Below are 21,779 nucleotides of genomic sequence, written 5' to 3' on the forward strand. Positions count from 1 at the left end.
GTCTGCGGGCCGTCTGTGGCTGGTCGCGCAGTTCCCCGCGCCCCTAGGCAGTTAGGGGCGCGGGGAACTGCGCGAGCAACCCAGCACGGTCCGCAGACGAAGACCGGGCCGATAAGGGGCGCGGGGAACTGCGCGAGCAGCCCCCACCGGGCCGCAGGCGGACGAATCCTGCCGCCCGCTCCAGGGCACCGCGGGGTGGGGCAAACCCCCCGGGGCTACCGGCGTAGCGTAGGCCTATGACCTACGGTTCCTTCCCCGGCGCCCGCCCCCGGCGGCTCCGGACCACGCCCGCCATGCGCCGCATGGTCGCCGAGACCAGGCTGCACCCCGCCGACCTCATCCTCCCCGCCTTCGTCCGGGAGGGGATCGCCAACCCCGTCCCCATCCAGGCCATGCCCGGCGTCCTCCAGCACACCATGGACACGCTCCGGAAGGCCGCCGTGGAGGCCGTGGAGGCCGGGGTCGCAGGGATCATGCTCTTCGGCGTGCCGGAGGACGCGAAGAAGGACGCCGCCGGGACCGCCGGCACCGACCCGGACGGCGTCCTCCAGGTCGCCATCCGCGCCGTGAAGGCGGAGGTCGGCGACGACCTCGTCGTCATGTCCGACCTGTGCCTGGACGAGTACACCGACCACGGCCACTGCGGCGTCCTCGACGCCGACGGGCGCGTCGACAACGACGCCACCCTGGAGCGGTACGCCGAGATGGCCCAGGTCCAGGCCGACGCCGGCGTCCACGTCGTCGGCCCCAGCGGCATGATGGACGGTCAGGTCGGTGTCGTCCGTGACGCCCTCGACCAGACCGGGCACGAGGACGTCTCCATCCTCGCCTACACCGCCAAGTACTCCTCCGCCTTCTACGGGCCCTTCCGCGAGGCCGTCGGCTCCTCCCTGCGCGGGGACCGCAAGACCTACCAGCAGGACCCCGCCAACGTCCGCGAGTCCCTGCGCGAGCTCGCGCTCGACCTCGAAGAGGGCGCCGACATGGTCATGGTGAAGCCGGCCGGGCCGTACCTCGACGTCCTCGCCAAGGTCGCCGAGTCCGTGGACGTCCCCGTCGCCGCGTACCAGATCAGCGGTGAGTACGCGATGGTCGAGGCCGCCGCCGAGAAGGGCTGGATCGACCGCGACAGGGCGATCCTCGAAACCCTGACGGGAATCAAGCGGGCCGGTGCGAACATGATCCTGACGTACTGGGCGACGGAGGTCGCCCGCGGACTGTAGGCGCACGCGACGGGGTGGGCAATGGCGGAACAGGCATTGGACGTACGGGACTTCGACGACGTCGTCGACTTCATCACGCCCGTCGACCACGTCTTCGTACGGGCCCACCTCGGGGTCCCGGAGGTGGACGTCGACTCCTGGACCCTCTCCGTCGAGGGGCTCGTCGAGCTGCCCTTCCAGCTGCGGCTCGACGAACTCCTCGCCCTGCCCGCCCGCCGCTTCACCGCCTTCCACGAGTGCTTCGGCAGCCCGTTCCGGCCGGACGTGCCGACCCGGGCCGTGGCCAACCTGGTGTGGACCGGCTTCGACCTCTCCGTCCTCCTCGACCGGGCCGTGCCGCTCGCCTCCGCGCGGCACGTCTGGTTCGAGGGCGCGGACACCGGCTCGTTCGACGGCGAGGACGGGCTCTCGTACGTGAAGGACCTGCCCCTGGAGACCGCCCGGCGCGACGTCTTCCTCGCGTACGAGATGAACGGCGAGCCGCTCACCGTCCGGCACGGGCACCCGCTGCGGACCGTCGTGCCCCGGATGTTCGGCACGAACTCGGTGAAGTGGCTGACCCGGATCATCCTGGCCGACGAACGGCCGGACCACATGTTCACCACGCGCTTCTACACCCGCGTCCACCCCGGCGAGCAGACCGCCCGCCCGGTCCGCTCCGTGGACGTCGGCAGCAAGATCCTCGGGCCGCGGGACGGCGATCGACTCGCCGACGGGCGCGTGCGGTTGGCCGGGCGGGCCTGGAGTACGTGTGAAGTCGTCGGCGTCGAGGTCAGCGTGGACGAGGGGCCCTGGCTGCCCGCCTCGCTCGAACCCCTCGGGGCCGATCCCGCCTGGCAGCCCTTCACCCTCGACCTGCGGCTTCCGCCCGGCCGCCACCGCGTCCGCGCCCGCGCCACCGACCGGGACGGACGCGTCCAGCCGCCGCCGGGCGCGCGCAACTCGGTCCACGAGGTCACGGTGACCGTCGGCGTCAGCGGCGGGGGAGCGGAAGCGTGACCGGGCGTCCGGACGGGTGGCCGGTGTGCGGGCTCAGCTCCGTCACCGCGAGCGTGGCCGTGGTGGACGCGTAGAGGTACGTGCCGCGCGGGTGCACCGCGATGCCCGTGCAGTGCGGGACCGTGAAGCCCGCCAGCGCCTCGGGGCCGGTGTCCTGGGCGGGGAGGCCGTCGGGCGCGAGGGCGGCGCGGTAGACCGTGCCCGTCTCGCGCTCCGCGAAGTAGACGCACCCGCCCGCCGGGTGGACCGTGAGCGGGCCCGGACTCTGCGGCATCTGAAGGGTCAGTGACGGCCCGTCGGAGTCCGCCCGGCCGTCCGCGCGCAGCGCGAAGACGTTCAGGGCGCGCCCTCGGGGATCGCTGACGTAGAGGTGGGTGCCCGCCGGGTGGACGGCGAGGCCCTTGTGGAGGGGGGCCGTGCCGCGTACCCAGAGCGTCGTCGTGCCGTCGTCGTCGGGCCCGCCGTCCGGGCCCAGCGGTACGCAGGAGACGGCCGCCTTCTCGTCCAGGTTGGCGAGGTACAGGAGCGGCCGGGCCGGGTGCGCCGCCACCGTCCCGCCGGGCCGCGCCCCCGTCGGCGTGAACACCTGCCAGCCCACCCCGCGCGAGGGCCTGCCGGCCGGGTCCAGGACGTGCCACAGCAGCCGCTCGCTCGCCGGGTCGGTGACGTACAGGCGTGCGCCCGTGCTGTCCGCCGCGACCCCGTACGGCCGCAGCCCCGGGGTCCACTCGGCCGGGGCCTCCGGGCGGCCGTCCTCGCCGAGGGGGACGCGCAGGATGCCGTGCGGCTCGCCCACGTACAGCCATGTCCCCGCGGGGTGGACGTGGAGCTCCGCCCGGACGGGGCCGTCCCCGTCCTCCCCCGCGCCCCACTGGTCCTGGTCCCGGCCCACTGGCACTCCCGCCGTCGTCGTCTCGCGCCTTCGTCCCCCCAGAGGTAGCCACTCCGGCGGCCGGCCGGGGTGCAGCCGCGCGGCCGGGTCACCCGGGCGGGCTCAGAGCGCGGCGGACGGACCCCGGGACGTGGACCGCAGAGCGGACAGACGTGTGTAGGCGGCACCGATGTGCGTACGCTGCGGGTCAGTTGGACGTCCTATGAAATGACTGGGGGCCGTAACCATGTCCGTCGCCGCTGCCGTTCCCGCCGCCGTGCCCGCCTTCGCCGCGCGCGCGGCTTCCGTGGGCTCCTCGCCCGTACGGGAGATCCTGGCGCTCACCGCACGGCCCGAGGTCATCTCGTTCGCGGGCGGGCTGCCCGCGCCGGAGCTGTTCGACGTGGCCGGCCTGCGCGAGGCGTTCGACGCCGTGCTCGCGGACCGGGGCCGCACGGCGCTCCAGTATTCGACGACCGAGGGGGACCCGGGGCTGCGGGCCGCCACCGCCGCCCGGCTCGCCGCGCGCGGACTGCCCACCGAGGCCGGGCAGTTGCTGATCACCACCGGGTCGCAGCAGGGCCTCACCCTGCTCGCGGCGGCGCTGGTGGAGCCCGGCGACACCGTGCTCGTCGAGGACCCGTGCTACCTCGCCGCCCTCCAGGCCTTCGGGTTCGCCGGCGCCCGGATCGTCGCCGTGCCCTCGGACGCCGACGGGCCCGACCCCGTGGCTCTCGACGAACTCGTCGCGCGGGAGCGGCCGAAGCTCTTCTACTCCGTGCCCACCTTCCAGAACCCGACCGGCCGCACCATGACCGCCGAGCGACGCCGCGCTGTCGCCGGGGTCGCCGCCCGGCGCGGCCTGTGGGTGGTCGAGGACGACCCGTACGGCGAGCTGCGCTACGAGGGCGAGAGCGTGCCGTGGATCTCGGCGTACGAGGACGCCGCCGACCGGACCGTGCTGCTCGGCAGCTACTCGAAGATCATGGCGCCGGGGCTGCGGCTCGGCTGGCTGCGGGCGCCCGAGGCGCTACTGCGGGCCTGCGCCGTCGCCAAGCAGGCCGCCGATCTGCACACCCCGACCGTCAACCAGCTGGCCGCCGCCCGCTATCTGGCCGACCGGGACCTGGACGCGCACGTCGCCACGGTCCGCGCGGCCTACGGCGAGCGCCGGGACGCCATGCTCGCCTCTCTCGCGGACGCGCTGCCCGAGGGCTCCTCGTGGAACCGGCCCGAGGGCGGCATGTTCCTGTGGGCCACGCTGCCGCAGGGAAGCGACGCGACCGCCTCCCTGAAGGAGGCGGTCGCTCACGACGTGGCGTACGTTCCCGGCGCGCCCTTCTTCGCGGGCACGCCCGACCCGGCCGCGCTGCGGCTCTGCTTCGTCACCTCCTCGCCCGAGGAGATCGCCGAGGGGCTGCGGCGGCTGGGGCGGGCGCTGCGGGGCTGACCGGGCTACCAGGCGCTGATCGCGCCCAGGTCCGACTGCCAGTAGGTGGCCATGGCCTGGGCGTCGACGACGCCGACCGGCTTGGACAGCGAGGCGTAGGCCGAGCGGCCGACCGACCCGTTGTCGACCGCGCCCACGAAGTACACGACGACCTGGCTGGTCATGTACGGGTCGGTCCCGTCCGGCTCGCCCTGGGTGCGCACCATCGCGTACGCCGACTGGCCCGGCGCGATGGAGACCACGGCCTGCGGGATGGTGTCCTTGTCGACCGCGATCGGCGACTGGGCATTGGAGAACTTCACGGCCGGGGCGTTGTAGGCGTCGCAGGTCGTCTTGCCGGTGTTGGTCGCGGTCAGCAGGACGTGGTTGATCGGGCGGGAGACCGGGGTCGCGGTCAGCTTGATGGTGGAGCCGGTGCAGGTGACGTGCCTGCCCGAGCCGGAACCGGAGCCCGAACCCGACTGGCCGCCCGAGGACTTGCCGGTCGACTTGGCGGGCTTGGCGGTGCTGTGCCCGCCGCTCGTCGAACCGGACCCGCCGGTGCTGCCGGAGGTGCCGCCCGTGCCGCCCGTGGTGCCGGCCGTGTCGCCGCCGGTCGAGGCGCCCTGGCGGCCGCCGTCCGTGGCGGAGGTGGCGGGCGCCGAGGCGGACGGCGATGCCGCCGCCTTGTCCGACCCCTTCGAACCGGAGTCGCTGCCGCAGGCGCTGAGGGACAGCGCGGCGATGAGGGCGGTGGTCGCGGCGGCGGTGATGCGGAGGTTGGTGCGCATGGTGGATCGAGCTCCCCGTTGGTCGGTGCGTGAGTGGTGCGGCGTAAGTGCGTGGTGGGTCAGGTGTGAAGGCTGATGATCAGCGCGATGACCGTGACCACCGAGGTGGCCAGCATCGCGGCGGCCATCGAGTCCGCCAGGTTGACCCGGATGCGGAATCGCATTGCCTGCTCCCCGGTGGTGCCGGTGTGGCTGGTTGCTGCACTCACCTTGCGGGCCGGTCGGCGCCGACCGCAATCAGCAAGGGACAATGGGGGAAGCTGGAACGCGGAAACACGCTCTGACCTGGGGGAACTGCCTTCCCCTGGAACGCGATTCCGGGACGGACAGGGGAGGGGAACGGCTCGTGGCTACGGCTGAGTCCGAGGATTTCGCGGCGTTGCTCAGGGAGTTGAAGGACCGTTCGGGACGGAGTTACGGAGTCCTGGCGGGCAAGCTCCATGTGAGTACGTCGACGCTCCACCGGTACTGCAACGGCGACGCCGTGCCCAACGAGTACGCCCCCGTCGACCGGGTGGCCCGGCTCTGCGGGGCCACCCGGGACGAGTCGGTCGAGCTCCACCGCCGCTGGATCCTGGCGGACGAGGCCCGGCGCCGGGCGCGGGGCGGAACGGCGGCAGCAGCGGCGACGGCAGCGGCCGCGCCCGAACCGGTGGCCGAAGCGGAGCCCGAGCCGAAGCCCGAGGCGAAGCCCGAGGCGCCGAGCGAAGCCCCAGCATCCGAACCCGCATCCGCGCCCGACCCCGGCCCCGGCGAGCCCCCGCTGGTAGGCATGGTCGGCGACGTCGCCCCACGCCGTACGCCTCGTATGACCAGGCGCACCCGGCTCGGTCTCATCGCCGCCGGTGTCGTCGTCGCGCTCGGCGTGCCCGCCGTGGCCGTCGCGAGCCTGGGCGGCGGGTCCGGGGACGACCAGAGCGCCGGGAGCGAGACCGTCGCCGACGCCAGGGCGAGCGGGGAGACCGGGCCGAAGACCGCGCCCGCCAAGTCGCCCTCGCCGAGCCCGGACGCCTCCTCGCCGAGCCCGGCAGGCAGCGGCAGTGGCAGCCCGTCCGCCCGCACCCCGTCGTCGCCCGCCCCCCGCAGGCACGCCCCGCCCGCCGCCGACCCGCTCGCCGTCGGCGTCAGCTCGTACCAGTGGGACGGGCCCTGCGGGAAGTTCTATCTGCTCGACCAGAAGCCGGGCTCGGTGCCACGCCCGCCCGCCCCGGAGGAGAGCCGCCCCTGGGCGCAGTTGCTCGGCGGGGTCGACGGCGGCCACCTCACGCTCCAGCTCACCGCGACCGGGAAGACGGCCGAGTCGGTCGTCATCAACGCCGTGCACGTACGGGTCGTGGACCGCGGGGCGCCGCTCGACTGGACCGCGTACTCGATGGGTTCGGGGTGCGGGGGCTCGGTCACCCCGGGCTTCTTCGACATCGACCTGGACGCGGCCCAGCCGCGCACCAAGCCGGTCGGCGGCGCACAGGGCGAAGTGAAGGTGCCCGCCAAGGACTTCCCGTACAAGGTGTCCACGACCGATCCGCAGGTGCTCAACCTCGATGTGCACACCGACGCGCACGACGTGACCTGGTATCTGGAGATCGACTGGAGCAGCGGCGACCGCTCCGGCAAGATCCCGGTCTACGACAACGGCAAGCCGTTCCACAGCAGCGCCGTCAAGGGCCGCCCGGCGTACGAGTACCGGCTGGACACCAACGTGTGGGAGCGGCTCACCACGTGAGCCACGGCGTGAGCCGCTCCCCGCACGGGGTCGGTCAGAGGCGCTCGGGCGTCCGGATGCCCAGCAGGGCCATGCCCTGGTGGAGCGTCCGGGCGGTCAGGTCGCACAGGAGCAGCCGGTTCTCGACGACCTCCTGCGCCGGGCGCGGCTTGATCACCGGGCACTGGTCGTAGAACGTCGTGAACAGGGACGCCAGCTGGTACAGGTACGCGGCCACCTTGTGCGGCGCGTACTCGGCGGTCGCCTCCGTGAGCAGCTCGCCGAACGCGTCCAGGTGCAGGCCGAGCGCCCGCTCCGCCGGGGCGAGTTCGAGCTCCGGGTGGGCCGTGGGGGCCGCGCCCTCGGACTTGCGCAGGATCGACTTGATCCGGGCGTACGCGTACTGGAGGTAAACCGACGTGTCACCGTTGAGCGACACCATCTGGTCCAGGTCGAACTTGTAGTCACGGTTCGCCGACGTGGACAGGTCCGCGTACTTCACGGCGCCGATCCCGACGTACCGCCCGTTCTCGACGATCTCCTCCTCGGTCAGGCCGACCTTCTCGGCCTTCTCGCGCACGACCGCCGTGGCCCGCTCGACGGCCTCGTCGAGGAGGTCCTCCAGCTTGACCGTCTCGCCCTCACGGGTCTTGAACGGCTTGCCGTCCGCGCCGAGCACCGTGCCGTAGCCCATGTTGTGCGCGGTGACCTCGTCGCCGAGCCAGCCCGCCCGGCGGGCCGTCTCGAAGACCATCTTGAAGTGCAGCGACTGGCGTACGTCCACGACGTAGATCAGCGACGTGGCGTCCAGCTCGGTGACGCGGTCGCGGATCGCGGAGAGGTCGCTCGCCGCGTAGCCGAAGCCGCCGTCCGCCTTCTGCACGATCAGCGGCACCGGCTGGTCGTCCTTGCCGCGGATCTCGTCGAAGAAGACCACCAGCGCGCCCTCGGAGCGCACCGCGACACCGGACTCCTCCAGGAGCCGGGCCGTCTCCGGCATCAGGTCGTTGTACGCGGACTCGCCGACGATCTCGTCGTCCCGGATCTCCATGTCCAGCTTCTCGAAGACCGAGTAGAAGTAGACCTTCGACTCGTCCACGAACTGCTGCCACAGCTCCAGGGTCTCCTTGTCGCCGGACTGGAGGGCGACCACCCGCTTGCGCGCCCGCTCCTTGAACTCCTCGTCGGAGTCGAAGACCGCGCGCGACGCCTTGTACACCCGGTTCAGGTTCGACATGGCCTGCTCGCCGTCGACGTCCTCGGGCGGGGCCAGCTCGCCGGGGTTCTCGATCAGGTACTGGATGAGCATGCCGAACTGGGTGCCCCAGTCGCCGATGTGGTGCCGGCCGATCGTCTTCTCGCCGGTGAAGTCGAGCATGGCGCGCAACGCGTCGCCGATGACCGCCGAGCGCAGATGGCCGACGTGCATCTCCTTCGCCACGTTCGGCTGGGCGTAGTCGATGACCGTGACGCCCGGGTCGGCCTTGAGCGGCACGCCGAGCCGGTCGTCGGCGGCGCGCCCGGCCAGCGTTCGGATGATCGCCGCGTCGGTGAGCGTGATGTTGAGGAAGCCGGGGCCGGAGACCTCGATCTCCTTCAGCTCCTCGTTGGGCCCGATCGCCCCCACGACCTTCGTCGCCAGCTCACGCGGGTTGCCCTTGAGCTTCTTGGCGAGCGCCAGGATGCCGTTGGCCTGGAAGTCGGCCCGGTCGCTTCGGCGCAGCAGCGGGTCGGTGGAGCCGGCCTCCGGCAGGGCTGCCGAGAGGGCGTCCGCCAGGCGCTGCTGGACAGTGGAAGCGAGGGAAGGGACCGAAGCCATGGGTTCCGTTTCCTGTCGGTCGGCCGCCCGTAAACCGGTTTGCGAGCGGGATGCGTACAAGGGGATTCTCCCACGAGGCCCTTCCCCGTTTCTCCGGGAATACGGGCAACCCCGGAGGGGGTGGTTCCGTCTGGGACAATGGGCGGGCCAGCCTCTTCAAGGCGTACGAGAAAGAAGGACGTGCCGACCGTGGCTCAGAGCAGCACCGAGACCGACTGGGTCTCCCGTTTCGCGGACGAGGTCATTGCCGACTCGGAGCGTCGTGCGCCTGGCAAACCGGTCGTCGTCGCCTCCGGCCTGTCCCCCTCCGGCCCCATCCACCTGGGCAATCTCCGTGAGGTCATGACCCCGCACCTGGTCGCGGACGAGATCCGCCGGCGCGGGTACGAGGTCCGCCACCTGATCTCCTGGGACGACTACGACCGGTACCGCAAGGTGCCGAACGGCGTCGCGGGCATCGACGAGTCATGGGCCGAGCACATCGGCCGCCCGCTCACCTCGGTCCCGGCCCCGGCGGGCTCGGCGTACCCGAACTGGGCCGAGCACTTCAAGGCCGCGATGACCGAGGCCCTGGCCGAGCTCGGCGTCGAGTACGACGGGATCAGCCAGACCGAGCAGTACACCTCCGGCGCCTACCGCGAGCAGGTCCTGCACGCGATGAAGCACCGCGGCGACATCGACGCGATCCTGGAGCAGTACCGCACCAAGAAGGCCCCCGCCAAGAAGGGCCAGAAGCCGGTCGACGAGGCCGAGCTGGAGGCCGCCGAGGGCTCCGGCGCGGCCGCCGAGGACGACGGCACGGGCTCGGCGGGCTACTTCCCGTACAAGCCGTACTGCGGCGGCTGCAACAAGGACCTCACCACCGTCAGCGCCTACGACGACGAGACCACCGAGCTCGCCTACACCTGCTCGGCGTGCGGCTTCTCCGAGACCGTCCGGCTCAGCGAGTTCAACCGCGGCAAGCTGGTCTGGAAGGTCGACTGGCCGATGCGCTGGGCGTACGAGGGCGTGATCTTCGAGCCGTCCGGCGTCGACCACTCGTCCCCGGGCTCCTCGTTCCAGGTCGGCGGCCAGATCGTCTCGATCTTCGGCGGCGAGCAGCCGATCGGCCCGATGTACGCGTTCGTCGGCATCAGCGGCATGGCCAAGATGTCGTCGTCGAAGGGCGGCGTGCCGACCCCGGCCGACGCGCTGAAGATCATGGAGCCGCAGCTGCTGCGCTGGCTGTACGCGCGCCGCAAGCCCAACCAGTCCTTCAAGATCGCCTTCGACCAGGAGATCCAGCGGCTCTACGACGAGTGGGACAAGCTGGAGGCCAAGGTCGCCGACGGCACCGTGCTGCCCGCCGACGCCGCCGCCTACGCGCGCGCCGCCCGCACCGCCGCCGGTGAGCTGCCGCGCACCCCGCGCCCCATGGCGTACCGCACGCTCGCCTCGGTCGTCGACATCACCGCCGGCCACGACGAGCAGACCATCCGCATCCTCAGCGACCTGGACCCGGCCAACCCGCTGGCCTCGCTCGACGAGGTGCGGCCCCGGCTCGACAAGGCCGAGGCGTGGATCAACACCCAGGTCCCCGCCGACCAGCGGACCGTGGTGCGCCAGGAGCCGGACACCGAGCTGCTCGGCTCGCTCGACGAGGCGGCCCGCGAGTCGCTGCGGCTGCTCGTGGACGGCCTCGACGACCACTGGTCGCTAGACGGTCTGACCCACCTGGTCTACGGCGTGCCGAAGGTCCAGGCCGGGTTCTCCCCGGACGCCACGCCCAAGGAGCTGCCGCCGGAGATCAAGACCGCCCAGCGGACGTTCTTCGCGCTCCTGTACCACCTGCTGGTCGGCCGCGACACCGGCCCGCGCCTGCCCACGCTGCTGCTCGCCGTGGGCGCGGACCGGGTGAGGAAGCTGCTGGCGGCGTAGTCGCCCGTACGGGAAAGGGGGCCCGGGCATCGCGCCCGGGCCCCCTTTTTGCGTGTGCGGCCGCGCCCTACGCGATGTGGTCCGCCTCCAGCTCCGCGTGGTAGCGCTGCTTGAACTCCGGCATCAGCCGGCGCAGCAGGGCCGCGCCGCGCGGATGCGACGCGCCGTGCCCGTCCGCGAGGTGTATCTCCAGCGCCTCGACGGTCGGATAGTCGCTGAGCTCGTTCACGTACTCGACGAAGACCTTGTACGCCATGTCCGCGAACACGGTGTCCTCCGGCTGCCACGACTCGTCGGCGGGCGCCGGGGCCATGTGCGGCAGCTGCTGCTCGGGCGCGTTGCCGAGCGGGCGGGTGCGGCCCGGACCCGCCGGGACCATCACCGGAGTCGGCTCCAGCCCCTCGATGTACTGGGGGTCGTACGTGCCCTCGTACGCGTCCTGGGAGAGCTGCTGCGCGGCGAACCAGGGGCTCTCGGCCGGGATGGCCTCTCCGGGCTGGGGCTGGGGCTCGGGCTGCTGGGACGGGGCCTGCTGCGCCTGGGGCGCGGGCACCGGCTCGGGGCCCGCCGGGAGCTCCACCGGCTGCGGGGTGGCGGTGACCACCGGGGTGACCGGCGGGGCGGTCGGCAGCAGCGTCGGCTCGATGCCGGCGGCGGCGAGCCCGGCCGGGCCGGTGTCGGCGAGCGGGACGCCGAACTTGGCCAGCCGCAGCGGCATCAGCGACTCGACCGGGGCCTTGCGGCGCCAGGCGCGGCCGTAGCGGGCCTGGAGACGGGCGCGGTAGACGAGGCGGTCCTGCTCCAGCTTGATGACCTGCTCGTAGGAGCGCAGCTCCCACAGCTTCATACGGCGCCACAGGCGGAAGGTGGGAATGGGGGAGAGGAGCCAGCGGGTGAGGCGGACGCCTTCCATGTGCTTGTCGGCGGTGATGTCCGCGATCCGCCCGACCGCGTGGCGGGCGGCCTCGACGGCGACGACGAACAGGACCGGGATCACCGCGTGCATGCCCACGCCGAGCGGGTCGGGCCAGGCCGCCGCGCCGTTGAAGGCGATCGTGGCGGCGGTCAGCAGCCAGGCGGTCTGGCGCAGCAGCGGGAAGGGGATGCGGATCCAGGTCAGCAGCAGGTCGAGCGCCAAGAGCACACAGATGCCCGCGTCGATGCCGATCGGGAAGACGAGGGAGAAGTTACCGAAACCTTTCTTCTCCGCGAGCGCGCGCACCGCCGCGTAAGAACCCGCGAACCCGATCCCGGCAATGATCACCGCACCCGCGACCACCACCCCGATGAGTATGCGATGCGTGCGCGTGAGCTGCGTCGCGGCCACCCGCGATCCCCCTCCGTCGTCGACAACCGGCGCGCAAAGCCTGGCACATGGATACGGAGTCCCGCCCACAGGGGAGGGCAGGACTCCGTATCGAGCCCGGCTCGTTACCGGCCGATGCTGAAACCGGCTGCGGCTACTGCTTGCCGCCGTTGGCCGTGACCACCGAAGCCACCGCCTCCTTGGCCGCGCTCTGCGCGTCCTTCATCAGATCACCGGCGTCCGGCGCGTCCGCGCCCTGGTAGCCCGCGCCGTTGTAGTCGAGCACCACCACCGCGTTCGCGGTACGGGCCACGACCACCGCGTACTTGAAGTCCTCGTCCGTCTTGTGCAGGTCGTAGCTGACCGCCGTCGCCTCGTCGCCGATGCCGCTGACCTGCGCCGCCTTCACGTTCTTCGCGCCGTCCGTCGCCTTCGTCGAGGCGAGCAGCCGCGCGTACTCCTTCGCCGCGCGCTGGTCGCCGCTGCCGATCGCCGCGTCCGAGCCGTACCGCTTGAAGGAGACGTCCAGCCAGCGGTACTGCGAGCCCTTCACACCCTTGTCGTCCAGACCGTTCCACGAGCAGGTGCCCTGCGAGGCCACGTCCGTCGACTTGCCCGCCGTGCCCGACTTCGACTTCGCCTTCGGCACCAGGCTGTCGATCGTCTTCTCCGCCAGCGCCTTGCACGGATCGGGCAGCTTGGCGTACTTGGCCGGGGCCACCGTCGGTGACGAGGACTGCTTGCCGCTCGGCGTGACGGCCGAGGACGACGCCCCCGAGTCCTTCTTCTTCTCGTCGCCGCCGGAGTCCGACGAGCAGCCGACGGCGACGAGCATCACGGGGACGGCGGCGCAGGCGAGCACACGGGCGAGCCGCGTGCGCGGGGCGGTGGCGGGGGCGGGTCGGTGCATGGTTCTACGCGTTCCTTCGCTGGTCGCTGCTGTCTGGTCGCTCATGAGGTCGCTCAGCCGGCCCGGCGGGCTCACTCGCCGAAGAGCTCGGCGAGCTTGGCGGCCAGGGCCCGGGTCTTCTCCTGGAGCTCCTGGCTGTCGGGGGCGGCGGCGTTCGGGGCGGTGGGCTGCTCCGTGTACTCGACGGTCACGATCACATTGGACGCACGGAAGACGACGGTGACGGTACGGCGCTGGGCGGCCGACCCGCTCGCCGCGAGCGCGTCGTCCAGATACGCGGCGTCGCCGAGCCCGCTGAGGATACGCGGCTGGAGCCCGTCGGGGGTGGTGGCGGGCGAGCCGGAGGAGGCGGCGGAGGCGGGCGGGGAGGCGGGCTGGGTGCCGGGGGCGGCGGCCCGGTTCTGCACGTGCAGCCCGGCTCCGGCGGAGGGCGTGCCGGAGGCCTTGCCGGAGGGGGTGGTGTTGGGGGTCCCGGGCTTGGCACCGGTGCCGCCGGTCCCGCCGGTCCCGCCCGGACGGGGAGCGTCCTTGCCGCCGTCCTTCGGGGCGGGCAGCTGGGCGGCCGACTCCTTCTTCCCGTAGACGGTCTTCGCCCGGTCGTCGTCGCTGACGGCGGGGTCGTACGACACGACCCGCTCGAAGTCGACGAACAGCCGGTGCGTCCCGTCCGGCGCCTCGTCCTTCCAGCGGCAGCCCACGCGCCGGTCCGTGTCGTACGTGAGCTCCGCGGCCCCCGCGTACGTCTTGGCCTTCTGGTCCTCCGGCAGCTCGGCCGCGCCCGGCAGCATGTCCTTGAGGACGCCCTTGTTCACGGCCCGGCACGGCTCCGGCAGCGTGCGGTACCGCCCCGGCGGCGCGGCGGCCGCCTTGGGCACACCCGCCTTGGAGTCCGTGGTGGTGCCGTCGTTGCCGGAGCCCGAGGAGCAGCCCGCGACGAGCGCCACGAGGAGCGCCACACCGGGTACGTACGCCTTTCGCTGCACGGTTCCCAGGCTCCTTTCGGGAGGAAAAGCGGTTGCCGCCGGAAGGCGGCGGCTGGACACAATGTCTATCGCACGCGCTGCCGTGAACGCCGGTCCACTGTCCTGTTTGTGGTCTTTGGTGACGGTTTTTGCGCACCAGGCGCATGATGGCGCAAAGGGATGTTTCGGGAAAACCGGTCAGATCACCCAGTAGGGGTGACTGTGGAGACGCGGGAGTCTCGGGAGACGCGGGAAACGCGGGGGAAAGAGGAATTATGTCGTACGTAGAGGTACCGGGGGCGCAGGTCCCGATCCGGATGTGGGCGGACCCGGCGACGGTCGAGGACGTCGCGATGCAGCAGCTGCGCAACGTCGCCACGCTGCCGTGGATCAAGGGCCTGGCCGTGATGCCGGACGTCCACTACGGCAAGGGCGCGACGGTGGGCTCGGTCATCGCGATGCAGGGCGCGGTCTGCCCGGCGGCGGTCGGGGTGGACATCGGCTGCGGCATGTCCGCGGTCAAGACGTCCCTGACCGCGAACGACCTCCCGGGCGACCTCTCCCGCCTCCGCTCCAAGATCGAACAGGCCATTCCGGTGGGGCGGGGGATGCACGACACGGCAGTCGACCCGACCCGCTTCTTCGGCTTCGCCACGGCGGGCTGGGAGGGGTTCTGGGGGCGGTTCGAGGGGGTGGCGGACGCGGTCAAGTTCCGGGAGGAGCGGGCTGTTAAGCAAATGGGGACACTTGGCTCGGGCAACCACATGGTTGAACTCTGCACTGATGGGAGGGGCGCGGTGTGGCTGATGCTGCACTCCGGCTCCCGGAACATCGGCAAGGAACTGGCCGAGCACCACATCGGAGTGGCGCAGAAGCTCCCCCACAACCAGGGTCTCGTCGACCGTGACCTGGCGGTGTTCGTCTCGGACACCCCTCAGATGGCGGACTACCGAAATGATCTGTACTGGGCGCAGGAGTACGCCAAGTACAACCGCGCGATCATGATGGCGCTCCTGAAGGACGTGGTCCGCAAGGAGTTCAAGAAGGCCAAGCCGACGTTCGAGCCGGAGATCTCCTGCCACCACAACTACGTGGCGGAGGAGCGGTACGAGGGCATGGACCTGCTGGTCACCCGCAAGGGCGCGATTCGCGCCGGTTCCGGCGACTACGGGATCATTCCGGGCTCGATGGGCACCAGCTCGTACATCGTGAAGGGCCTCGGCAACGAGAAGGCGTTCAACTCGGCTTCGCACGGGGCGGGACGGCGCATGAGCCGCAATGCGGCGAAGCGGCGGTTCACGACGGAGGACTTGGAGCGGCAGACCCGGGGCGTGGAGTGCCGCAAGGATTCCGGCGTCCTGGATGAGATCCCGGCGGCGTACAAGGACATCGAGCAGGTGATGGAGCACCAGCGCGACCTCGTCGAGGTCGTGGCGAAGCTCAAGCAGTTCATCTGTGTGAAGGGCTGAGCCCTGAAAGGCCGGAGCCGTGGGTCGGCTCCGGCCTCCTGATTACCTGGGGTCTGTCGGCATTACCTGGAGTCTGTCTGCATGGGGACTTTTCCGGTGCGCAGACGCCAGAGGCGAAGGTGGCAGCTTCGCTTGGTCCGGCCGAGTTCTTCCGCGGCTGCGGTGCTGTCGTTGAGCTCCAGCAGCCTTCGGTCCTCCCATTCCTTCCAGCGGCGCTGCGTGTGGGCTGCTCGCATTCCGGCCGGGCGGACCCATGCGCCGAGCGAGTCGGCTGCGGCTCGCTTGCGCTCCAAGGAGAGGCAGCCCGGGTAGTACAGGTGCGCGCCGAGGGCCTGCGCCGCTTCCTTCGCGTAGAGGATGTTGTAGATGCCGTCGCGGGCGTTGCGCGCGATGAGGCGTTCGGCGCCAGTGACCTTCTTCGCGTAGTGGCAGAGGTATGCGCCGATGGCGGTGCTGGCGGTGGTGAGTGAGACGAACGGGAAGCCCTGTCCGGTGTAGCCGACGGAGCCGTCCGCGTCGATGACGCCGCGGAGGTAGTCGGGGCGCGAGAAGGGTACGCGCGGCGGTTTGATGCGGGTGGATTTACGTCCGTACGGGAGTCCGGCCTCGGCGAGTGTCGTGCGGGCTTCGAGTGAGCAGAGCGTCCAGATCGCGGAGCGGTGGGACTCGGAGAAGTTCGTGGTCCGGGTGCGCTCGCTGATCGTGCTGTTGTACGGCGTCAGCCGCCGGAACTCTTCCAGGATGCCGATGTCGCGGTAGCTGATCTCGACCGTGAGGCGGCCCTTCTGGCCGGCGCCCTGGGCGAGGTGGCCGTCGGCCTGGAGGAAGCCGAACATGTAGGCGTAACGCGGGTCTTCGAGGTCCATGAAGGTCATGAGGCGATGCTCGAACGCCCTGTCGGGTGCGCGTGTGGAATCCGCGCGCCGTCACTCGAACTGGCGAGCGTGCGCGCTCCCGGCGTGCGCCGTCGGCCCGCCCCGCCGGGCCGACGGCAATGCCGTCCGGGTTACAGCTCGCGGTGGACCTTCGTGTTCGAGGCCTGGGCGCGGGGGCGGACGACCAGGAGGTCGATGTTGACGTGCGGGGGGCGGGTGACGGCCCAGGTGATGGTTTCCGCCACGTCCTCGGCGGTCAGGGGGTCGGCCACGCCCGCGTAGACCTTCGCCGCCTTCTCGTTGTCGCCGCGGAAGCGGGTCGTGGCGAACTCGTCCGTCTTCACCATGCCGGGCGCGATCTCGATCACGCGGACCGGGCGGCCCACGATCTCGAGGCGCAGGGTCTCGGCGATGACCCGGGCGCCGTTCTTCGCGGCGACGTAGCCCGCGCCGCCCTCGTACGTGGCGTGGCCCGCCGTCGAGGAGAGGATGACCACCGTGCCGTCGCCGGACGCGTCGAGCGCGGGGAGCAGGGCCTGGGTGACGTTGAGCGTGCCGATGACGTTCGTCTCGTACATCTGGCGCCAGTCGGCCGGGTCGCCGGTGGCGACTGGGTCGGCGCCGAGCGCGCCGCCCGCGTTGTTGACGAGGACGCCGATGGTGCGGAAGGCGCCGGCGAAGGCGTCCACAGCGGCGCGGTCGGTGACGTCGAGGGCGTACGCCGTGGCCTGGTGGCCCGCCTCGTTGATCTCGGCGGCCAGGGCCTCGATGCGGTCCTTGCGGCGTGCGGTGAGCACCACGCGGTAGCCGGCGGCGGCCAGTTGCCGCGCGGTGGCGGCGCCGATACCGCTGCTCGCGCCCGTGACGACGGCGATGGGGGTCCCGGTGGCGGTCATGGCGTACTCCTCGCGCGAATGATCGGAATGCGGTCAGGATAGGCCGGGTGCTCAGGTCTCCCGTGGCCGGGCAGGGGCGTGCTGTCCTCAGCGGCCGCGCGGGGCGTACACGATGACCGCCATCCCGGCGAGGCAGATCAGCGCGCCGGTGATGTCCCAGCGGTCCGGGCGGTAGCCGTCGGCGACCATGCCCCAAGCCAGCGAGCCCGCGACGAACACCCCGCCGTACGCGGCCAGGATCCGGCCGAACTCGGCGTCCGGCTGGAGGGTCGCCACGAACCCGTACACGCCGAGCGCGATCACCCCCGCGCCGATCCAGATCCATCCCCGCTGTTCCCTGACGCCCTGCCAGACGAGCCAGGCCCCGCCGATCTCGAAGGCGGCGGCGAGGAGGAACAGGAGCACGGACCGGGCGACGAGCATGCGGACAGCGTCGCACGCGTCGGGGTGGCAACCGGGGAATATAAGCCGCTAAAGGTATCTTTCGAGCATGGTTGGGATGCGTAGGGGGTTCAGGCGGTTCACGGGGGTCTCGGTGGGGGCTGGTGCCGTGCTGGTGGCGGTGTGCGGGCTGTCCGCCGGGGTGGCTCATGGCGGCGCCGCGCACGGGGGCGTGGGTGATCCCGTGGGCCGCATGGGCGCCGTGCCCGTGCCCGTGCCCGGTGGGGCGCGAGTTGGTACGGATACGGGCGACAGCCAGGCGGCCGGTGCGGCCCCGTCCGCTCCTGCCGCTCCGGCTGTTCCTGCCGTTCCGGCCGCCCCGGCCGTGCTGGACCCGGGCGCCGTCGCCCCGTCCGCGCCCGCCGCCGACGCCGATCTCGCCTACCACGGGCACGTCTCCCTCTGGGACGGGCGCGTCGGCGTGTGGGTCGAGCCGTCGAACCACGGGCCCGACGCCGTCCCGGACGCCACCGTCCGGCTGCGGTTCTCCGCGCCGCTCGCGGGCACCGAGCAACTGCCGCCGGAGTGCCTGCGCGGCAGTCCGGAGACCGTGCTGTGCTCCACGGGGGCGATGCGGGCCGCCGGGACGGGGCGGCCGATCGCGCTGGATCTGCGTGTCGCGGGCAGCCCGGCCGAGGTCGTCGTCAACATCAACACCTCCTGGAGCGGTGGGGCGGGCGACCGCAACCCGGACAACAACACGCATCGGGTGCTGGCGCCCGCGACGGGGGACAAGTACGCGTACTGAGCGGGCCGACCCGGGCCGGGCCCCTCGGGGGTGAGCCCGGCGGGCGGCCCTCCCGCGAGCCGCGCCATGGACTGAGCCGCTGACGCCGCCGCCCCTGGGCGGAGCCGCTGGCGCCGCCCCCGGGCTGAGCCCCTGAAGCCGCCCCCTGGGCGGGCCCGGGGGCGGCATGATGGGCGGCTTGCGGAGCGGTGCCGGAGCGGCTGCCGGGGAGGCTGCCGGAGGAGGCGGGCGGGGCGGCTGCCGGGGAGGCTGCCGGAGGAGGCGGGCGGGGCGGCTGCCCGGGCTGGTCTTACGCCTGCCCCGCCGCCACGGACTTCCGCTCGCCCGTCCAGCGGCGCAGGGCCTCTTCGAGGGCGGCGGCGTCCGGGTTCTCGCTCGCCCATGCCACATATCCGTCGGGGCGGACCAGGAGCGTGGTGCGGCGGTCGCCGGCCCAGTGCGCCCGTATGAGCCGCCGGGCGGGCGCCGAGGCCGTGAGCGCTGCTGTCGCTTGGCCGTCGTCGGGCGTCACCAGGACGAACTCGCCCTCGCGCAGCAGCTCGTACAGGCGGCCCTCCGCCAGCGCCAGGTCCGGGACGCGGGTCCCCGTGAGGCGGTGGGTGCCGCGCGGCGCCGGGTAGGCGATCCCGATGCCGCTGATCCGGCCCATCGCCTTGTCGCGGGCGGGCCGCACCCCGTTCAGGAGGCGGGTCACGAGGGAACGGGCCGTGTGCTGAAGGGGGTTGTGCGCCATGGCGAGGCGGACGATCGTGCCGCTGGTGCGCAGCACCGCCGTGCCGACGGGGTGCCGCTCGTCGTGGTAGCTGTCGAGCAGCGCCTCGGGCTCGCTGGTGTCGCCGCGCAGTACGGCGGCGAGCTTCCAGGACAGGTTGGCGGCGTCCTGGATACCGGTGTTGAGGCCCTGTCCCCCTGCGGGGGAGTGGACGTGCGCGGCGTCGCCCGCGAGGAAGATGCGGCCCGTCCGGTACCGGGGGACCTGGCGCTCGTCGCTGTGGAAGCGCGAGAGCCAGCGGGCGTCGTGCATTCCGTAGTCCGTGCCCAGGGCCTGGCGGGTGATCTCGCGGACGTCGTCGAGGTCGATCGGGGCGCTGTCGGGGACCTGGTGCTTCCTGTTCCACCCCATCACGCGGTAGTAGCCGTCGCCGAAGGGGACGACGAAGGCGAACGCCTCGTCCGAGCCCGCCACGCTGAGCGAGCCGCCGGGCTTCTCGGCGAGCTTCACGTCGGCCAGGACGATGGAGCGGATCACCGAGGTGCCGGGGAAGGGCAGGCCCAGGGCGTGGCGCACGGCGCTGCGCACGCCGTCGGCGCCGACGAGGTAGTGGGCGCGGAGGCTGAATTCCGCGTCCGTGCCGTGCGCTCCGGCCACTTCGGCCTTGCCGGTTTCCATGGCCCCGGCTTCGTCGGCCTTGCCGGTTTCTATGGGCCCGGCTTCTTCGGTCTTGCCGGTTTCAACGGCCCCGGCTTCGTCGCCCTCGCCGGTTTCCATGGCCCCGGCTTCGTCGGCCTTGCCGGTTTCAGCGGTCCCGGCCTCTTCGGTCTTGCCGGTTTCAGCGGCGGTCCTGGCCGGTCCGTCGGCCCTGAGGGTCCTGACGTCGGCGGTCACGCCGTCCTCGTCCTGCCGCAGGCCCAGCAGCTCCGTCTCGTAGCGGAACTCCACGCCCGCCTCCCGCGCCCGGCGCTCAAGGAGGTGCTCCACCTGGTACTGCGGGGTCACCAGCAGATACGGGAAGCGTGAGCGCAGGCGGTTCAGGTCGAGGGAGAGGCGGCGGAACAGGCTCATCCGGTCGACCTTCATGCCGGTGGCGATCAGCTCGTCCGCCAGGCCCCGGGCGTCGAGCTGCTCCAGGGTGCGGGCGTGGACACCGAAGGCGCGCGTCATCGTGCTCGTCCCGTGCGAGCGGCGCTCTATGAGCGTGACGCTCAGGCCCGCCGCCGCCAGGTCTCCGGCGAGCAGCAGCCCGGTGGGGCCGGCGCCCACGACGAGAACGTCGGCGATTTCGGTGGTGCCCGTGGTGGTGCCAGTGCCAGTGCCGGTGGTGCCGTTCATGACGACCTCCTGAGTGCCAACGCTTGTTGGTCAACGCTTGTTGGCAAATATAGAGCCGCCGAGACTGGCGTGTCAACACCTGTTGGCCTACAGTTGTTGACATGAAGCCCGCCGCCCCCGACGTCCCCGCTGCCGGCCCCCGCCGCTCCGACGCCACCAAAGCCGCGATCCTCGAAGCCGCCCGCGAGCGCTTCGCGGCCGACGGCTATGAGCGCGCCACCATCCGCGCCATAGCGCGGGACGCGGGCATCGACCCGTCGATGGTGATGCGCTACTACGGGAACAAGGAAGGCCTGTTCGCCGCCGCGTCCGAACTCGACCTGCGTTTCCCGGATGTGGGTGCGCTGCCGGACAAGCACATCGGGGCCGTTCTCGTCACTCACTTCCTCGACCGGTGGGAGGGGGACGACGTGCTGACCGCGATGCTGCGCGTGGGTGTCACCAACGCCGCCGGGGCCGAGCGGATGCGGGCCGTCCTGGGCGGCCAGCTGGGGCCGGTCGCGGCCGGGGTCTGCCCCGACCCCGCCGACGCGCCGCGCCGCGCGGCCCTCGCCGCCTCGCAGATCCTCGGGATGGCGCTCGCGCGGTACGTGCTGGAGTTCCCGCCCGTCGTGGAGATGACCCGGGAAGAGGTGATCGCCTGGCTCGCGCCGACCGTGCAGCGCTACCTCACGGCGGAGGCGCCCTGACCCGCCCGTACGGCCTCGGCCTCGGCTGTGTCCGGAACGTACGGGCATGAGCACCCAGGGCGCCCCCTGCGCCGTACAATTTCTGCATGCCGCAGAAGAAGGACGCCCGCGCCCGTCTCATGACCGAGCTCGGTGTGGAGTCGCGCCGCTACATGGCCTCGTACGCGCTGTTCAACCAGGCACTCGCGGACCATCTGCGGCTGCACCCCACCGACCTCCAGTGCCTCAACCTGCTGGGCCTGGAGCCCGGGCCCGTCACCACCGGGCGGATCGCGGAGCTGACCGGACTCACCACCGGCTCGGCCACCCGCCTGGTCGACCGGCTGGAGAAGGCCGGATACGTCACGCGCAGGCGGGACACCGAGGACCGGCGCAAGGTGCTGGTCGAGGCCGTGCCCGAGCGGATGGCCGAGCTGGGGGCGGTGTGGGGGAAGCTGAACGGGGCGTGGTCCGCCATGTTCGACGCGTACGACGACGGCGAGATCGAGCTGCTCATCGCCCATATGCGGCGGACGGTCGAGCTCTCCGGCGCGCAGATCGAGCGGCTCAGGGGCGGTGAATTCTGAACCGGCGTACGGCCTGAACCGGCGTACGGCCTGAACCGGCGTACGGCCTGAACCGCCGTGCGGCCTGAACCGCCGTGCGGCCCGAACCGCCGTGCGGCCCGAACCGGCGTACGGCC

General features: G+C 72.1%; 19 protein-coding genes. 9 read left to right on the forward strand and 10 right to left on the reverse strand.

What is annotated here, in order from left to right; all coding sequences use genetic code 11:
* Positions 1-236 precede the first annotated feature (236 nt).
* Both hemB and AB0G17_RS34615 read left to right on the forward strand, forming a co-directional pair.
* Positions 237-1,223, forward strand: coding sequence for a porphobilinogen synthase (gene hemB / locus AB0G17_RS34610; RefSeq protein ID WP_361391285.1), 987 nt, complete (start codon positions 237-239; stop codon positions 1,221-1,223).
* A gap of 21 nt (positions 1,224-1,244) precedes the next feature.
* Positions 1,245-2,222: a molybdopterin-dependent oxidoreductase gene (locus tag AB0G17_RS34615; RefSeq protein ID WP_361391288.1), complete on the forward strand. Its 978-nt coding sequence runs from the start codon at positions 1,245-1,247 to the stop codon at positions 2,220-2,222.
* Here AB0G17_RS34615 and AB0G17_RS34620 read toward each other — a convergent pair.
* Positions 2,197-3,114: a hypothetical protein gene (locus AB0G17_RS34620; RefSeq protein ID WP_361391291.1), complete on the reverse strand. Its 918-nt coding sequence runs from the start codon at positions 3,112-3,114 to the stop codon at positions 2,197-2,199. The two genes, AB0G17_RS34615 and AB0G17_RS34620, sit on opposite strands and share 26 nt — an antisense overlap.
* Before the next feature lie 226 nt (positions 3,115-3,340).
* On the opposite strand from AB0G17_RS34620, the gene AB0G17_RS34625 reads away from it, so the two are divergent.
* A complete protein-coding gene (locus tag AB0G17_RS34625) occupies positions 3,341-4,543 on the forward strand; it encodes a PLP-dependent aminotransferase family protein (RefSeq protein WP_361391294.1) in 1,203 nt (400 codons plus the stop codon).
* 5 nt (positions 4,544-4,548) lie between these two features.
* On the opposite strand, the gene AB0G17_RS34630 is transcribed toward AB0G17_RS34625, so the two are convergent.
* Complete coding sequence (locus tag AB0G17_RS34630) at positions 4,549-5,313, reverse strand: DUF4232 domain-containing protein (RefSeq protein ID WP_361391297.1); 765 nt, start codon at positions 5,311-5,313, stop codon at positions 4,549-4,551.
* Positions 5,314-5,659: 346 nt separating this feature from the next.
* Between AB0G17_RS34630 and AB0G17_RS34635 the strand changes: the two genes are divergently transcribed.
* The gene (locus AB0G17_RS34635) at positions 5,660-7,036 is read left to right on the forward strand and encodes a helix-turn-helix transcriptional regulator (RefSeq protein WP_361391300.1); all 1,377 of its coding nucleotides are present in this window, start codon (positions 5,660-5,662) and stop codon (positions 7,034-7,036) included.
* A gap of 34 nt (positions 7,037-7,070) precedes the next feature.
* Here the strand turns inward: AB0G17_RS34635 and argS are convergent, their stop codons facing one another.
* Positions 7,071-8,834 carry an arginine--tRNA ligase gene (gene argS, locus AB0G17_RS34640; protein WP_361391303.1) on the reverse strand — a complete coding sequence of 588 codons (1,764 nt, stop codon included), beginning with the start codon at positions 8,832-8,834 and terminating at the stop codon, positions 7,071-7,073.
* Positions 8,835-9,014: 180 nt separating this feature from the next.
* On the opposite strand from argS, the gene lysS reads away from it, so the two are divergent.
* Positions 9,015-10,751, forward strand: a complete 1,737-nt coding sequence (gene lysS / locus AB0G17_RS34645; protein WP_361391307.1) for a lysine--tRNA ligase — start codon at positions 9,015-9,017, stop codon at positions 10,749-10,751.
* 67 nt (positions 10,752-10,818) lie between these two features.
* Here lysS and AB0G17_RS34650 read toward each other — a convergent pair whose 3' ends face one another.
* The 3 genes from AB0G17_RS34650 to AB0G17_RS34660 all read right to left on the reverse strand — a co-directional run bounded on the left by AB0G17_RS34650 (position 10,819) and on the right by AB0G17_RS34660 (position 13,950).
* Positions 10,819-12,078: a DUF2637 domain-containing protein gene (locus AB0G17_RS34650; protein ID WP_361391310.1), complete on the reverse strand. Its 1,260-nt coding sequence runs from the start codon at positions 12,076-12,078 to the stop codon at positions 10,819-10,821.
* A gap of 133 nt (positions 12,079-12,211) precedes the next feature.
* Entirely contained in the window at positions 12,212-12,967 is a 756-nt protein-coding gene (locus tag AB0G17_RS34655) for a DUF3558 domain-containing protein (protein WP_361391313.1), read from the reverse strand.
* A 71-nt stretch (positions 12,968-13,038) separates the two neighbouring features.
* Complete coding sequence (locus tag AB0G17_RS34660) at positions 13,039-13,950, reverse strand: DUF3558 domain-containing protein (protein ID WP_361391316.1); 912 nt, start codon at positions 13,948-13,950, stop codon at positions 13,039-13,041.
* Positions 13,951-14,204: 254 nt separating this feature from the next.
* Here AB0G17_RS34660 and AB0G17_RS34665 point away from each other — a divergent pair, with 254 nt between their 5' ends.
* Positions 14,205-15,398 (forward strand): RtcB family protein, encoded by a 1,194-nt coding sequence (locus tag AB0G17_RS34665; RefSeq protein WP_361391319.1) that lies wholly within the window; start codon positions 14,205-14,207, stop codon positions 15,396-15,398.
* Positions 15,399-15,460: 62 nt separating this feature from the next.
* On the opposite strand, the gene AB0G17_RS34670 is transcribed toward AB0G17_RS34665, so the two are convergent.
* The 3 genes from AB0G17_RS34670 to AB0G17_RS34680 form a co-directional block, all read right to left on the reverse strand.
* Positions 15,461-16,273 (reverse strand): hypothetical protein, encoded by an 813-nt coding sequence (locus tag AB0G17_RS34670; protein ID WP_361391322.1) that lies wholly within the window; start codon positions 16,271-16,273, stop codon positions 15,461-15,463.
* Between the two features lie 131 nt (positions 16,274-16,404).
* On the reverse strand, positions 16,405-17,169 hold the full coding sequence (locus AB0G17_RS34675) for an SDR family NAD(P)-dependent oxidoreductase (protein ID WP_361391325.1): 765 nt from the start codon (positions 17,167-17,169) through the stop codon (positions 16,405-16,407).
* An 87-nt stretch (positions 17,170-17,256) separates the two neighbouring features.
* On the reverse strand, positions 17,257-17,592 hold the full coding sequence (locus tag AB0G17_RS34680) for a YnfA family protein (protein ID WP_361391328.1): 336 nt from the start codon (positions 17,590-17,592) through the stop codon (positions 17,257-17,259).
* Between the two features lie 76 nt (positions 17,593-17,668).
* Here AB0G17_RS34680 and AB0G17_RS34685 point away from each other — a divergent pair, with 76 nt between their 5' ends.
* Positions 17,669-18,358 (forward strand): hypothetical protein, encoded by a 690-nt coding sequence (locus tag AB0G17_RS34685; protein ID WP_361391331.1) that lies wholly within the window; start codon positions 17,669-17,671, stop codon positions 18,356-18,358.
* A 289-nt stretch (positions 18,359-18,647) separates the two neighbouring features.
* Here AB0G17_RS34685 and AB0G17_RS34690 read toward each other — a convergent pair whose 3' ends face one another.
* Positions 18,648-20,408, reverse strand: a complete 1,761-nt coding sequence (locus AB0G17_RS34690; protein WP_361391334.1) for an FAD-dependent oxidoreductase — start codon at positions 20,406-20,408, stop codon at positions 18,648-18,650.
* Positions 20,409-20,509: 101 nt separating this feature from the next.
* Here AB0G17_RS34690 and AB0G17_RS34695 point away from each other — a divergent pair, with 101 nt between their 5' ends.
* Together AB0G17_RS34695 and AB0G17_RS34700 are read left to right on the forward strand one after the other, a co-directional pair.
* Positions 20,510-21,097, forward strand: a complete 588-nt coding sequence (locus AB0G17_RS34695) for a TetR family transcriptional regulator (RefSeq protein ID WP_361391337.1) — start codon at positions 20,510-20,512, stop codon at positions 21,095-21,097.
* Between the two features lie 86 nt (positions 21,098-21,183).
* Positions 21,184-21,663, forward strand: coding sequence for a MarR family transcriptional regulator (locus AB0G17_RS34700; RefSeq protein WP_361391340.1), 480 nt, complete (start codon positions 21,184-21,186; stop codon positions 21,661-21,663).
* The last annotated feature ends 116 nt before the right edge of the window (positions 21,664-21,779 follow it).

Source organism: Streptomyces sp. NPDC023838 (genome assembly GCF_040639555.1).
Taxonomy (GTDB): Bacteria; Actinomycetota; Actinomycetes; order Streptomycetales; family Streptomycetaceae; genus Streptomyces.